Source organism: Paenibacillus sp. Negev47, from assembly GCF_058313655.1.
On record NZ_CM177754.1, the window covers coordinates 6243562 to 6259323 of the forward strand.

Annotated in this window: 10 protein-coding genes; 4 read left to right on the forward strand and 6 right to left on the reverse strand. The window is 48.7% G+C overall.

Features of this window, described 5'->3' with window-relative positions:
• Positions 1-89 precede the first annotated feature (89 nt).
• Together AC4G47_RS28055 and AC4G47_RS28060 are read right to left on the reverse strand one after the other, a co-directional pair.
• Positions 90-878, reverse strand: a complete 789-nt coding sequence (locus tag AC4G47_RS28055; RefSeq protein WP_491103791.1) for an SDR family oxidoreductase — start codon at positions 876-878, stop codon at positions 90-92.
• A 27-nt stretch (positions 879-905) separates the two neighbouring features.
• Positions 906-1406: a GNAT family N-acetyltransferase gene (locus AC4G47_RS28060; protein WP_145324527.1), complete on the reverse strand. Its 501-nt coding sequence runs from the start codon at positions 1404-1406 to the stop codon at positions 906-908.
• A gap of 250 nt (positions 1407-1656) precedes the next feature.
• Here AC4G47_RS28060 and AC4G47_RS28065 point away from each other — a divergent pair, with 250 nt between their 5' ends.
• Positions 1657-2856, forward strand: a complete 1200-nt coding sequence (locus AC4G47_RS28065; protein WP_491103792.1) for a methyltransferase domain-containing protein — start codon at positions 1657-1659, stop codon at positions 2854-2856.
• 80 nt (positions 2857-2936) lie between these two features.
• Here the strand turns inward: AC4G47_RS28065 and AC4G47_RS28070 are convergent, their stop codons facing one another.
• A complete protein-coding gene (locus AC4G47_RS28070; RefSeq protein WP_491103794.1) occupies positions 2937-6329 on the reverse strand; it encodes a GH36-type glycosyl hydrolase domain-containing protein in 3393 nt (1130 codons plus the stop codon).
• Between the two features lie 160 nt (positions 6330-6489).
• The gene (locus tag AC4G47_RS28075) at positions 6490-7479 is read right to left on the reverse strand and encodes a LacI family DNA-binding transcriptional regulator (protein ID WP_458124378.1); all 990 of its coding nucleotides are present in this window, start codon (positions 7477-7479) and stop codon (positions 6490-6492) included.
• 529 nt (positions 7480-8008) lie between these two features.
• Between AC4G47_RS28075 and AC4G47_RS28080 the strand changes: the two genes are divergently transcribed.
• The 3 genes from AC4G47_RS28080 to AC4G47_RS28090 all read left to right on the forward strand — a co-directional run bounded on the left by AC4G47_RS28080 (position 8009) and on the right by AC4G47_RS28090 (position 12576).
• Entirely contained in the window at positions 8009-9646 is a 1638-nt protein-coding gene (locus AC4G47_RS28080; RefSeq protein WP_491103795.1) for an ABC transporter substrate-binding protein, read from the forward strand.
• Between the two features lie 110 nt (positions 9647-9756).
• On the forward strand, positions 9757-10785 hold the full coding sequence (locus tag AC4G47_RS28085; RefSeq protein WP_491103796.1) for an ABC transporter substrate-binding protein: 1029 nt from the start codon (positions 9757-9759) through the stop codon (positions 10783-10785).
• Between the two features lie 78 nt (positions 10786-10863).
• On the forward strand, positions 10864-12576 hold the full coding sequence (locus tag AC4G47_RS28090; RefSeq protein ID WP_491103798.1) for an ABC transporter ATP-binding protein: 1713 nt from the start codon (positions 10864-10866) through the stop codon (positions 12574-12576).
• Positions 12577-12698: 122 nt separating this feature from the next.
• On the opposite strand, the gene AC4G47_RS28095 is transcribed toward AC4G47_RS28090, so the two are convergent.
• Positions 12699-13991, reverse strand: coding sequence for an ABC transporter substrate-binding protein (locus AC4G47_RS28095; protein ID WP_491103800.1), 1293 nt, complete (start codon positions 13989-13991; stop codon positions 12699-12701).
• Positions 13988-15745, reverse strand: a complete 1758-nt coding sequence (locus tag AC4G47_RS28100) for a sensor histidine kinase (protein WP_491103801.1) — start codon at positions 15743-15745, stop codon at positions 13988-13990. Before AC4G47_RS28100 ends, AC4G47_RS28095 begins: the two co-directional genes overlap by 4 nt.
• Positions 15746-15762: the final 17 nt, after the last annotated feature.

The following is a 15762-nucleotide window of genomic DNA, read 5'->3' on the forward strand; positions in this document are numbered from 1 at the left end:
TGATCTCTCCCAACATATCGGAATAACAGGAATACCCTCTATCTCCACGGCATGTGGTGACAGAGGGTATTTTATTGTATCAATGACTTTTATAGTGCCCGGACCATACCACCATCCACGATCAGGGAGGTTCCCGTGATGTACGTATTGGCTCCGGATAACAGGAATACCACCGCTTTGGCAAACTCCTCCGGTTGACCGTAACGTCCTAGTGGAATCTCCTTGCGGAACTGCTCAGAGACCTCTTCCTCACTTACTCCGTTCTGCTCTGCCCGTGCTGCATCCAGCTCACGAATGCGGTCTGTTGCAATTCTTCCTGGTGCCACTGTATTGATTAAAATACCGTATGGAGCCAGCTCCTGAGACAAGGTCTTCGCCAATCCGAAAACGCCAGTACGGAACGTGTTGGACAGCACCAGACCCGGAATCGGCTGCTTCACCGAAGTTGAAGCGATATTCACAATGTGTCCTCCGCTTTCTTTCATATAAGGAAAAGCACCGCGAATCAGCCTTACATAACTGAGTACATTTAATTCAAATGCACGTTCCCAATCTTCATCAGTCAGTGACTCAAATGAACCCGATGGTGGACCACCCGAATTGTTCACCAGAATATCAATCTGCCCGAACAGTTCTGCCGTCTTGTGAATAAGCGCCTCAATATCTTCCTTGCGTGTCACATCGGTTGCACAATATTCCACACGCCCGCCACCGCCAAGCGCCAGAAGCTCCTGCTTCACTGCTGCGAGCTTTTCTTCGCTTCGGCTGGCGAGCATGACGTCAGCACCTTCTGCTGCCAATTGAGCGGCAACCGCTTTGCCCAGCCCGCGACTGGAAGCCAGCACCAGTGCTTTTTTACCCCGAAGTCCCATATCCATCGTTGTTCCTCCCCCTCAGCTACGTTTTTATTTGGTCTGGATAAAATAACCCATAAGAATATCATCCACATACTTGCCACCGATATAAAATTCGGATACCAACCTGCCTTCTGTCACAAATCCACACTGTGTATAAAACGTAATCGCTCCCGGATTGCTGGAGAGCACGCGCAGCCTGAGCTTGCGAACGCCTTGTTGGGCCGCATGCTGCTTGATGGCATCCATCAAAGCTGTAGCAATACCACAACGCCGATCATGAGGGTGAACTGCAATATGAATCTCGTAGACATGACGATTGACCGGCATACCTGTGGCTGGATTAAAGCCCACATAACCACATACCCGCTCTCCCTGCACCGCAATCAACTGGCTGCCTGGCGGACAATGCTGCAGATATTGCTGTCTGGAGCGCCACTGCATCGGTGCAGGTGAGGTGTGTTTATCCCATACCAGGGTGTCCAACTCCATTAGCTGGGCTGCATCTTTAATCTCAGATGGACGAATCGTAAATGTATGGCTGGTAAGCATAATGATTCAACCTTTCGTGCTATAGTCGACAACGCTGTACGGTACAACGTCGGGAGAGTTAAGAAACTTAGGAATAGGAAGACATTGTTCGTTTACTTCACTATTTAATCTTTTTTTGTTCTATATATTGTAGCATAGCCTCAGCTTTGACTAAAATTCCACCCGTTATTGAACCTTTTCGCAAAATGAAATAAACGCTTAACCTTGCCGTAACGTCATGGTTTATACTGGTTCGATAAGGAGGGGATGCATGATGAATATCAAAGAGGCAGCAAGCAGGCTCGGTATATCGGCGAGAGCCATTCGCTTTTATGAGGAAAAAGGGTTAATTCTACCATCCAAACAGTCCAGTAACGGGTATCGCACCTATACCGAGAATGATATCTGGCGGCTTCAGACCATTGCGGCTCTCCGTGAGATTGGCATGTCACTACAGGATATTACACACGCGCTTGGAGAGATCGATCAAGGAAACCAGCAGCGGCTGGAAGAATACCTGGAGCTGCAACAGGCCGTCATGTATGCCCAATGGATCGAGTTGAAACGTATGATGGACACAACCCAGCGCATGATTGACCTGAATCGTCAGGACGGACCGCTGGATGTCAGCCATCTGCACGATCTCGCGGACAGTGCGCGTCGCCTGCGAGAAGCACGGCAGAACTGGCATGATCGGTGGAATTATGATACGCAGGCAGCCATCCATGATCAGCGAGTGCAGACGGCAGGCAGAGTCAGTACTGGACAACCCCATTCAGAGGACAGGCAACGTTCGGACAACGCCTCGCCTGCAAGCCATGAGCATGGAGTTACACATTCATACCAAGATACAGATACTTCCGCGCCGAGCGATTCCAATGTTGGGATACAGCCTTATTTTTATCTGTATCACAACTATAATGAGGGGCTCGCACAAACGGCTCACTGGATCTCGCCCGCCCTTGGTGAGAAGGGACTTGATATAGGCACAGGCACGGGGAATCTGGCTGGGAAATTGCTACAGTACGGCGCAGACATGACCGCAATCGATCAGTCTCGGGAGATGCTTCGCAGATGTCGTACCAAACATCCTGAGATGCATGTGAAGCTTGGAAATTTTCTGGCCTTGCCGTTTGCGGATCAGTCCTTTGACTTTGTTGTGTCCAGTTTCGCCTTTCATCATCTGAGTCCAGACCAGCAACTACTGGCATTACAAGAGATGCAACGGGTATTAACCGTACGCGGACGAATCGGCCTAACCGATCTGATGTTTATCGATGCTGCTCACCGTAATTTCTACATTCAGCAGGCCGAAACCACAGGACATGAAGAACAACTGCGCGCCTTGCGCGAGCGTCACTTCCCTCTGCTGGGTGAGCTATGCGGCTGGTTGGAGCAACAGGGATACGTAACGAAGCATGTGCGGCATAATGAGCTGTTACATACATTACTGGCAGTTCCACTGCGGTGATCGATCATGAGCATATGCCAAAAAGGCCATCCCGCCTTGATTAAAGGAGGATGACCTTGGTAAACATTCATGCTACGAGATTACATATAAATATCAACAATTGCACGTTCAGTTGCACTGCGTGCCTGTCTGAATTCATCAAGTGAAATACTAACCCCGCCCAGACGGTAACGGTTCGCTGTACGCTCGGTACGAATGTCCTTGCCGTTTACCGCTACACGGCTCACAGCACCTTCATTCAAGTGATAGATGAACGTCACCGGCTCACCCGCATACTCGAATTCGAATTGCATACCATCCAGTTCAGCTGGCAATACCGGGTCAATGACCAGATCGCCGCCCTCTTGACGAATGCCAAGCGCATTGGAAATCAACTGGTTCATGTAGATTCCAGGGCCGCTGGAGTAGATTCTCCATCCACCCTTCACTTGTACAGTACCTTTACGAAGCTGGTCAAAATGTTCCTGTGCCTCGTAACGCGTATTGAACTTGCCGTCTGAACTGCTGAAGTACGAGTTCGCCTGGCGAATCTCCGCGTTAGGTACAACCTCGCCGATGCCAACCGGGTTGATCATCGCGAGACCATTCCACACCTGATCTGTCTTGCCGAGCTTCGCCATCGCTTCCACGTAACGGATATGGGCGTGTACATATTGCAAACCAATTTCCCGACCGAAGTTGGACGCTTGCTCTGCACGTTTGAAGTGTGTGCTTACTCCGCCAGCATATTGAGCCGGACGATTCATCAGACGCACGCCATCCGGGCACAGGAACTGTTCACGGATCAATGCGTAATGCGACTCTGCTTGCTCCGCATTCAGCAATTCACCGATCATGCTGCGCGTCATTGGCAGCAGACGATATTGAATGCCTGTCTCCGTGTCTGTTGGATGAAGCATCAGCTTCGCTTGGTCGGCTTCTTCCATGTATACAAAGCCTGGAATCACATCTGTGCCCAGCATGTAACGGTTAAAGTCCTCACGGATGCCTTGAGCCAGCACGTCCAGCTCCTGTGCAAAGTCTGCATCCTTATATTTCAACGCTTGCGAGAGCACGTTCACGGACTGATACGTCAATGCTACAGTCCAACTGCTCACCATGTACTGCTTGAGCTGTGCATTGGCTGGCTGGAGCGTATCATCCCAGTCACCGTCTCCGTAGGAAGACAGGAACGTATCGTGCAGGAAGTGTGAACGGATATACTCGATCTCTTTTTTCGCATGATCCAGTACAGTTGCCGTCTCTTCCGTGAACCCGAAGCTATGCTTGACGGTATAAGGTACTTTCTCATCCAGGATCGCATAGTCGCGAGTCGCTGTCAGGTAGTCCGCCAATACTTTCAACGGCCATACGATGATATCGCCATGACTTTCTTCCTGTTGAATCGCAAAGTATTTATCAAACATGAACCATTGCGGCCAGTTGCCATCATCTTCGTATTGGTGAGTATAGACCATTTTGATGATATCGCGAACTTGCTCATATTTTTGCGTAGCCATAAAGTACTCTACCGGACCTTGGCACACATCCCGCGTACCCCAAGCTGCACCGCCGTACTGCTCCAAACCGTGAGGCACGGAGTAGTGAACCAGCATATTGTGGGTATACCACCAAGCCAGCGCATTTACTTTGAACAGATCTTCTGCACGCTGACCTTCTCCACGAGACAAACGGAAACCGTTCATCACACCTGCGAAGAACTCGCGGTATGCCTGTACTTCCTCTTCAAAGGTCAGGCTCGAGCCTGCTACCACTCCGCTATCCACTTGGCCTTCCAATACCCCTTGTACCTTCAGCGTCCATTCAGAACTCGCTTCCAGACTAAGCGTGACCAGAGATGCAGCTCCACTGCGGATACCACTTGCCAGCAGCGTTTCGTCACCTACATTTACAGTTGCACCATTCACCGACATGCGGTATTGCAGATCCGGATACGTTCCTGCACTAATCGCTTGTGGATCAGCCTTGAAGATCAAAGTATCGCTATCCTGCGTCATATGCAGCGGATATTCGTATTCATTCACATTCATTGTAATCTGGTTTGTTACCAGGTAACGGTATGCCGTGCCACTTGTGGAACGCACGTTCATGCTTACTTCCGTCGTATGTGCCCCTGTATAGTTCGTCACGATGATCGTATCGGATTCGGTTTTGTAGATCCAACGTACATAGTTGAAGCCAATCTCGAACAGGGAAGGCATCGTCAGCAGACAATATTGTCCGTCCATTTCCACATAAATGCGTTGTCCCGCCGTCTTCGGCACGTTCAATGCATTGCGAGCATTACTGATCATTTTATTAAAATTGGTGTTACCAATAACGAGCTGTGAGTTGAAAATACCGTACATATACGACGTTGTCGTAATAACCGGTGCTCCAAGTTGCACGTTGCCACCACTCATCAGAATGTGACCGTGCGGACGCTCCACAAGCAATTCTTTCGCTTTCAGAACGATATGTTCATAGCTGCCTGTGAAGAAGGATAACAGTTCCTCACCGCTGTGCTCTTCCTGATGACGATCAGGGAACAGATCATGAATCTCATCTTGCGTCAGATCGAGTGTAACCAGCGGTTCTCCCAGGAAGGAGGACAGTTTCACCTGTTCCAACATGTCACCTTTCTCCACAGTCAGAGCCTGTACTTCATTCCATGCTGCAGTAACTTCATCCCCGAATTCCAGTGCAGAGATTCCTTCGGCATGATTAGGCTTCGCCAGTCCATAGAAGACTACCTGAGCTTCCCCATTCAGATTCAGCAGTTCAGATTGCAGCGCCGTGTAGGCAAATTCATACTGATATGTCTCATTTGCCAACATTGGGCGATTCAAGCTCTCTGGTTGATTCGTTTCCTTGTACGACAGACCGAAGAATTGGAATCCGTCTGTGGAGTAACCGACTGCTTTGGTCAGGGAACCTTGTTGCATATATGGAAATGCACCGCCCTGAGGCTGGTTTTGACGGGAACAAACGACATAACCTTTGGCTTCATCTTCAAATACCGTGTGGTCGATGTATTGTGACAGATAAGCTTCATTGCTGCGTACCGCACCCGGATCAGCAAGTCCTACATCCTGTCCGTACACCACGTCTACGTTATCTTGTTGTCCTGTGAGCTTCACATCCCAGAACCAGACACCTTGCGGTGTAGCCGTAAATACGACCTGGTAGCCAATGCCTTGTTCATTACCTTCCAGCTGGACTGTACCCTCCCAGATCAACTGGTTGCTGGATTGTGCCTTGCTTGTAATTACCTTGCTATTCGAACGTACACCCAGCAGCGGGAACGAGCTAATTTTCTCTCCCTCATGCACACGCAGGTACAGGTTGTTCAAAGATCCATCAATCTGGTTGCTGAGCAACTGATTCAGCATGGTTGTGCCGGATGTGGCCTGGTACAGGTCTCCACTGTTCAAAAAGGTAAAAGATAACTCTCCGGCACTCAACCGGATCGGTTCATTAATCATCGTTGTCATAAGGTTCACTCCTTGAATTAGTTAAAATCGAAACGTTTCGATACATTTGAAAAAGAATAGGGGCCTCTTCAAACCGGCCTTTTACAGCCCGTCCGGACGATAACCCCATCATTAAACTTTCACTTCAGCATGCAGGAAATTCTTCGCTTCCAGACCCGTTCTAAACCGAACGTACAGAGCTGCGCTCGATCATATTAATCGTTAACGTATACGATGGATCCACCGCTTCTCCGTTGAGCATCTGGAATAACAGATGTCCTGCAAGCGCCCCTGCTTCATGCTTCGGTTGGCGTATCGTCGTCAGCGGTGGACTCACATATTCGGACAACTGGATATCGTCAAAACCGATCACGGAAATGTCATTCGGCACTGATACACCACGCTCTTCCAATGCCTTCAGGCCGCCAATCGCCATCTCATCGTTACCGTAAAATACCGCTGAGGGAAGTTCGCCCTGCATGATCATCATCTTGGTCGCACTGTATCCGCCCTCACGCACAAAGTTGCCGTTCAGACGCCATTTGGACTTTTCCTCCAGTCCCGCCTCCCGCATCGCCCGCAGATACCCTTGGTAACGCATCGCATTGTCATACGAGTTGGATGGACCGCTGATATAAGCAATCTTTTGATGTCCTGCCTGAATCAGGTGGCGGGTAGCAAGGTAACCGCCCTGCTCTCCATCCACCAGCACGTTGACCAGATGGTCACTCGACAGCTGACGATCCATCACAATGATCGGAAAACGATGACCAGCAGACTCCACCAGAATATCATCATGAATGTTATGCGCCAGGATGATGGCTCCATCTACTCTTTTTTCACGCAAAAATCGTACTGCCGTTGAATCCCGTCCACCCATGGAACTGCAAGCAATCAGATCATACCCGTTTGCAAGTGCTACATCCTGTACACTACGGATCAACTCCGAGTAGTACGGACCTGACAGATCCGTCAGAATCAAAGCGATGGTGTTCGTACGGCTCCGTTTCAGGTCCATGGCAAAGCCGTTCTTGCGGTAATTCAGTTCTCGTGCTGCCTCAAGCACTTTAGCCTTGGTCTTGGCACTAACCTTGCTATCCCCGCTCAGCGCATAGGAAGCAGTCGAGAGTGCTACACCTGCGAGCTTTGCCACATCCTTAATCGTTGCCATTCCACGTTCGCTCCTTCTAAACTAAAACAAATTCTAAGGTTATCTACATTTTATACGGTACATGGTCTTAACAACCACTACATCCTAAACAATCGTTCATTAATCATTTTACATAACAATGGTATAGCTATCAATCGAAACGTTTCGAGGTATTTTCAAAAAAAATCCTTGTCTCCATCCTTAGGGTACCACTGTTAAATGTACCTCATTCCAATCTATACCAGTAATGATGGTTATGACGCGTCTTTCAATCTGGCGCCCTATGAACAGTTATCGCCTAACACAATGAAACTGGTAGCAAACGTCAGATTGAAACGTTTCGACATTTTCATTATAGTCGGTGTTGATAGCGATTTCAACCACTTTATCCATTTTCCACAGAAAAATATAAATTGCTCAATCTGTCCATCCCCGTCACTTCGTTTATAGTATATACTGCATAATAGTTCAGATTCGAGAATTACGCCAGTATACGAAGGGCATAAGACGAATGATGCCCTTGCTACCTATGTAAGGAGACGGTTATCTAATGCATACATCCAAACCAACTTACCCTAAAAAATCGCTGTCGCGCCCAGTTCCCTTGCAGAAAATTCAGTCCATCCCTGATGCCCTGTTCAAGCTGAGCCATCTGGTTCAACTTCACGACCGCGAGGCGTTCTCCCGTACAGATGAATTGTGGAGCACACATCATGTACTATACGTCATTACTGCTGGCCAGGCCATACTGATCAGTGCAGAGGGTAAATTGACATTAAATGCGGGCTCTGCAGTCGTCCGTCAAGCCGGAAAACTGCTTCAGCACGAGAACAACCGCGGCTCTCTGTCGCCAATACAGGGCATTGCTATTGCTTTTGATTCCACTGAAAATGAACAGCTGTTCTGGCCTTTCGGGATACCAGCCCCCATTGCGAGCCGGACGCTCACCGACAGGACAGTAGAGCTGATACAAGCAAGTTCGACAGGCCATGATTCGAGCCCCTTCAGGCCACATATGCTTTTCTATGAATTACTGGATATTTTGCGGGATCATGTAGCTCATTCTGCTCATGAAGATCACTCGTGGCTCGATGCTGTGCTCAGACATATCCATCAGATGTATACACATCCGCTGACTCGCGAACAATTGGCACGCGATGCGAATGTGAGTCCCGAGCATTTTTCAAGAGAGTTCAAAAAACATACTGGTCTTACGTTTGTTGAATATGTGACCCGTCTCAGAATCAGGATGGCTCAGGAGCATCTGTTGTTCGCGAACCCTACGCTACAGGAAATTGCACAACTGACAGGCTACAGGGACACCTTCTATCTGAGCCGCAAATTCAAACAGATGGTTGGCTCTGCACCAACACACTATCGGAAAATGCCCAAAAAGATCGTATCTCTAACTTATAACTACACCGCTTCTCTACTGGCACTGGGCCATACGCCTCACATGGGCGCCGTAGCCAGCTGGATGGAAGAAAAATTGGGCGAACATGGTCCTGAACATTTTGAACAGCATTCCGAATATGAGCTGGTTAAGCAGACCGATCTGATTACCAATGCTCATCCTGATGTCATTGTCGGTTATGCACCGCATCCCGCTTCCGATGACCTGCGTCTGATCGCACCGACTATCCTGATGCCCTTTGAGGAGCTCGATTGGCAGCAGCAGCTTCTCCATCTCGGCCGAATTACGGGGCTGGAGTCCAATGCACAAGCGTTGTTAGATCGATATCATCAACTTGAGCAAGAAGCCAATCATATGTTGGACCAACGGATGGAAGGAACACGTGGTTCTGCCGTTTGCATGTTTATGATTGGAGAGGACGGGGCTTATATCTACGGTCATGGCTGGGGCAGAGCTTCTCATGTGCTGTATCAATCGCTCGGCTTCACTCCACCCTCACGTATGGAGCAGGATGGACAGTTACTCACGGGGTACGTTCATGTTCCGTTGTCCGAGATTCACTTATATGCAGCAGATCACATGTTTGTTGCCTATCCTGAGGAACGCACCGAACGAGAAATGCTGGATAGCCTGCTGAATCAGGAATCATGGGGCACCCTCTCCGCCGTTCGTGAAGGACGTGTATACGAGATTGATGCCGACATGTTCTATGGATTCGATCCCCTGTCCGTCATGGAGCAGTTGCAGCTTATCATGCGTCACCTGACATCATAATTGTCCATGCTGTAGTGATCATAGTTGTCCATGTACAAATATCACATCTTCCTCTATGTTATTAATGAGAATAATAATCATTATTGATTATACACAGGGGGAACAAGGATATGTTTGCTGCAAAAAAACGCTTTTCCGGCTTGCTGCTTATACTCGCCATTATTATGATTCTGGCTGCTTGTAGCAGCGGTACAGGCTCAACTGCCACTGAACAAACATCGGCAGCGGGAACAGAAACGACAACCGGCTCTTCCGAGACGAACACAGACACGTCGTCCGGTTCGGATAATTCGAATGCTACACGGATCTACAAGTCACTAAGCGGGGATGTTGAAATTCCGGCTGAACCGAAACGGATCGTCACGGATATGTACGTAAGTGATCTGCTCGCACTGGGTGTGAAACCCGTTGGGGCTGTTCAATATTATTTGGAAAACCCGTTCTATGCAGATCAGGTGGCGGGCATAGAGAGTATCGGTGATCGGGCGGCGGTATCCCTGGAGAAGGTTGTTGCCTTGAACCCGGATCTGATCATTACCTACTCTGATCAAGCCGAAGAGATCGAAAGTTATAAAAAAATCGCACCGACCGTGGTCATCCCTTATGGTACATTCACCAATGTGCATGAAGAAATCCGGGGATTCGGTGAGCTGATGAACAAATCCGAAGCAGCCGAAGCTTGGCTGAAAACATACGATGAACGAATTGAAGCCGCTCGTGCCAAGGTGAAAACAGTCATCAAACCGGAGGAAACCTTCTCTATCCTTGAAGTATCCGACAAGAGTTATTACGGGTATGGAGACAACTTTGGTCGAGGAGGACAAGCGGTCTACCGCGCTTTGGAACTTGCTCCACTCGAAATCACCAAAAAAGAGCTGATGGGCGATACCCAATGGAAAGAAATTTCGCGCGAAGTTGTTGGTGATTATGCAGGGGATCATATCTTCTTGACCGTTGGGGAGAACAATAAAAATTACCAAGGTGATGCCATCTGGCAATCCCTGCCTGCAGTAAAAAACAATCAGGTGTATGAATTATTGGAAGACCGTTACTGGTACTTCGACCCGATTGCCATTCAAGGTCAGGCTGAAGAATTCGCCGATATGATCGTAGAACGTGCCGAGCAAAACCGCAAATAACATAAGGATGAATACAGGTGTCCGGACAGGCTAATCAGTCTGTTCGGACATTTGTGTCATATCAAGGAGGACTTACATATGCTTCGCCGTTTTATGTCTTATTATCGTCCTTACAAAAGGCTCTTTATATTGGACTTCTCCTGTGCCATCGCCGCTGCTCTGCTGGAGCTGGCCTTTCCACTCGCCGTTAACCGTGTGGTCGACCAACTGCTGCCGGCAGGCAATTGGTCCATGATCTTAGCGGCGTGTGTCGGGTTGCTCGGCATCTACCTGCTTAGTTCCTTTTTCCATTATGCAGTCACCTATTGGGGCCATAAGCTCGGCATTAATATCGAATCCGATATGCGGCGTGAACTATTCACACGTGTTCAGAAGCAGTCCTTCCGCTTCTTCGACAATAATAAGACCGGGCATCTGGTCTCCCGCATGACCAACGATCTGATGGATATTGGTGAGATTGCGCATCACGGTCCCGAGGACCTGTTCATTGCCCTCATGACACTCGCCGGAGCTTTCGGAATTATGCTGGGGATCAACTGGCAGCTCGCTGTGATGACGTTCATCATCGTGCCGCTGATGATCTACCTGTCGCTGTATTTCAGTCGCAAAATGTCCAAGGCGTTCAAGCGCATGTTTGCAGATATCGCCGATTATAATGCACGGGTCGAGAACAATGTGAGCGGCATCCGTGTGGTACAAGCTTTTGCCAATGAAAAGCATGAAGTTGGACGTTTCGTCGAGAACAACGAACGTTTCAGACTCACCAAACTGATCACCTACCGCATTATGGCCTGGAACTCTTCACTTAGCTTCATTCTGATGAAATTCGTGTCACTGTTTGTACTAGTGTGCGGAACCTGGTTTGTCATTCAAGGAAGTATGACTTACGGGGAGTTCATTGCTTTTGTGATGCTGTCCAATGTATTCCTCGGACCAATCGAGAAGATTAATTCCGTCATCGAGACGTATCCCAAAGGCATCGCCGGATTCAGACGTTACCTAGAGCTGCTTGAAGCTGTGCCGGATGTAGAAGATACACCTCAGGCGAAACCGATTCCGGATGTAAAAGGCGATATCGCCTTCCATAACGTTACCTTTTCTTATGGAGAACACAAACCTACGCTGTCTCAGGTCAATCTGGATATTCAGGCAGGCCAGACGGTTGCTCTGGTTGGACCTTCGGGCGGGGGTAAAACGACACTATGCAGTCTGATCCCACGTTTCTACGATGTGGACGCGGGGCATATCTCCATTGATGGAATTCCGGTGAAGGACATGACGCTGGAATCCCTGCGCTCCCATATCGGGATTGTGCAGCAGGATATTTTCCTGTTTGACGGAACGATTCGCGAAAATATTGCATACGGGAAACTGAATGCTTCCGATGAGGAAATCTGGCAAGCCATTCGCCGGGCCCAACTGGAAGAGCTGGTACAATCCCAGCCAGATGGACTGGACACCATGATCGGTGAACGTGGCGTGAAATTATCCGGCGGACAGAAGCAGCGTCTATCCATCGCAAGAATGATCCTGAAAAACCCGCCCATTCTCATTCTGGATGAAGCCACTTCCGCGCTCGACACCGAGACGGAAGCTGCCATTCAACTGGCGTTATCCGAGCTGGCTCAAGGACGTACGACATTGGTGATTGCCCATCGACTGGCGACGATCAGACACGCCGATCGCATCGTGGTGGTAGAGAACGGTAGCGTAGCTGAACAAGGCAGCCATGAAGAACTACTCGCGCGTAAAGGCTCGTACAGCAGACTGCATCAAGCCCAGTTTGGTTAAGCGCGAGGCTTAAACGGTTAAAATTCAACATATGAGTTGTAAAAAATAAGTCGCTACAACAACAACAAAACAACCTTTCCTCTAGTGACTAGAGGGAAGGTTGTTCTTTTATTTACTACTCGTTATAACTTCCCACCCAGTATTGCGTTCGCCCGTTCACGAAATTCCTTCGCTGCCTGCTCGGGCGTGATTTTGCCAAACAGCAGAAGATCATACAACTCACGTAGCACCGCAGTCACCTCGGCTGCACCCACAGGATCAGGCGGGTCCATCTGGCTGCTGTTATCTGCAACCCAATCAATATAGTCAAACACCTGCGCCAGTTCTGGTTCTACCAGCAGCTTCATTCGCTCTTTGACACTGGATGAGACAGGCACACCCCGCTCCCCTTTGAGCAGCAGATTGGCCTCCAAATCATTCACGAAAAAGCTGATGAACTTGGCAGCCTCTTCCTTATGTCTGGAATTGCCCGCCATGGAGAAAAACATACCTGGCTTCAAGAACAACCCATCCTGGCTGTTTGGCCCAGGCATCGGGGAAATGGTTAATGGCTTGCCATAACGCTGAGCGGTGCTGATAAACTGATTGGAATACCCCCAGCTAAACAGAGCCTCTCCCAGATAGAACGGGTCATTGTCGGGTTTGCCAATGTCTGACGTCCAGATATCCGGTGCAAAAATAAGCTTCTTCTCCGCGAGCTGCTTCATCCTGCCAAAATAATCGATAAACAGCCCATCATCTTCATACCCCAATCCCTTGCCATCCTCGGCGTATAGCTTGGAACCATACTGTCTCAAGTAATACGCAAAAAACTGTTCCGGCGTGAAGTAAGTTCCCAAATAGATGTCTTTCCCGAGCAATTGCTCGCCCATCTGGTCAAAGTCCGCCCATGTCCACGTCTCCGTTGGCAATTCAATATCATTGGCCTTCAACACTTCCGGATCATAGATGCTGAGCATGGCGTTAACACCCAAACTGAGCCCGTAGGTTTTTCTATTCAGGCTACCACTCTCCAGCTGTTCCTTCTCAATATCTGTCGTATCAATCAGTCCGCTCTGCATGTACGGCGTCATATCCTCCAACAGTTGCAGCGAGCTGTACTGGGACAGATAGGAGATGTCCATCTGGATAATGTCTGGCAGCGCATTGCCTGCTGCATGCGGGGCAAGTTTTCTCCAATACTCGTTGAAGCTGCTATAATCGTATTCGATGTTCACATGTGGGTTCAACTTCTCATACAGGTCGATAACAGCTATCGTTGCATTGTTGCGGAACTCCCCGCCCCACCAAGCGATTCTCAGCGTAATCGGTTCTTCTTCCACAATCATGCCTGGCCTTTGATCCAATTGACTCACGCAGCCAGGAAGAGTCAGCATAAGACAGAGCATGCCTATCATTCGCATCCATCTTCTCATATCTTCTCCTCCTTACCTGGTGATGGTGGTGGAAGCAGTACCGTTACTTTCGTTCCACGCCCCGGCTCACTCTCCAGCATAACATCATATTCTTCGCCAAAAGCCAGACGCACCCGCTCCCTGATATTCAGCAATCCAATACCTGTACCTCTGGTTTTCACTTCTCCACGAAGCACTTGTTCCACATATTCGGACTCCATGCCAGGACCGTGATCCTCAACGATAAGGGCTAGCCTGCCACCTGACATCTCGGCATACACACGAATCAGACATGATCCTACCTGTGGTTCCAATCCGTATTGAATGGCATTTTCCAACAGGGGCTGTAGGGTCAACTTGGGAATGGCACACCCCAGATAGGGAGCGGGCACATCCATACGGAAGTCCAGCCGCTGCCGGAAACGGTAGGTTTGAATGGTGATGTAATGGTTGACGATCTCCAGTTCTTCAGCGATGGTAATGATATTTTGCTTGAAGCTGATGGAGGAACGCAGCAAATATCCGAGTGACAGCACCATACTGGAGATTTGCTCCTGTCTGTTCTTTTTGGCGAGCCAATGGATCGAATCCAGCGCATTATACAAAAAGTGGGGATTGATCTGTGCCTGCAGTGCCTTGAACTCCGTTTCCTTAATGACCAGCTGGCTTGCATAATTTTCTTTGATCAATGTATTAATATGTGTAATCATCAGTCGATACGTACGCTGCAACAATCCCAGTTCATCCATGTGCTGGTGTGTTGGAATGGACAGATTGGCGTCTATGTTCTCCAGATCCCCATACTGAACCTCCTTCATCTGACTGATGAGCTGCCTGATCGGCCTCGTCAGACTGCGTGCGAAGACCATGCCAAGCGCAAGCACGACCAGAATTGCGATAAGATAGACGACAATCAGTATATTTTTCAACCATATAATACGTTCAAAAATTTCATCATAAGAGGCCATATTATAATAAATCCAGCCAGTATAAGAGGATTTCTTCTGGGAAAGAAATATCTCCCTCCCATCCAAGTTCTTAATCTCATATCCCCCACTGCCTGGAAGTGGATTCAGTCCGGTGGACACCGCTTCCGGAAGCTCGCGATATGGATAGACAACTTCACTGCCTGCTTTTAAAATAATGTCACTGTCCTTGCTGTCAATGCCCGCATACTCCTCAACCAGTCGCTCGATATTAATACGCAGAAACAGTATACCTACCGGTTCCAGAGTCATCGGTTCATAGGCTCGTACCTGACGCACCATAACCAGCATCGGGTCATCGTCATCCGGGTATAACCATCTCACTGCACCATTGGCCTGCTCCGCAGCCGCAATCATCCGATCATACTTTTCCTGGGATACGGTGAGCGTCTCGCCATATTTATTCACTCTTCCCCTGGAATCAATCAGATGAACGGACTGCACATAACGTGCAGCCCCACTAATATGCTCCCATAACCGATCCGTGATCTTCTTACGTTCAATAAAGCTTGAATATGCGCTATCGTCATCCAACAACGACTTCAAGGCTCTTTGAATTTGAGTATCGGAGATCATGTTCAATGATAACGCTTCCAACTTCTGGAGTTCAACATCCACTGTAGACGAAGAAAGGTTCAGAAGTCGGGACGACTTATCAAACAGCTGTTTGTCATACACCGAGTACGTATAGTACAAGGACCCAAACGCCAGGATGATGATAAACGCCATCATGAACATAATCATCAGAAACATTTTCATTTTGATGCTCAGTTTGCGGTAGGCTGTCATGACCAAAGCGCTCCTTT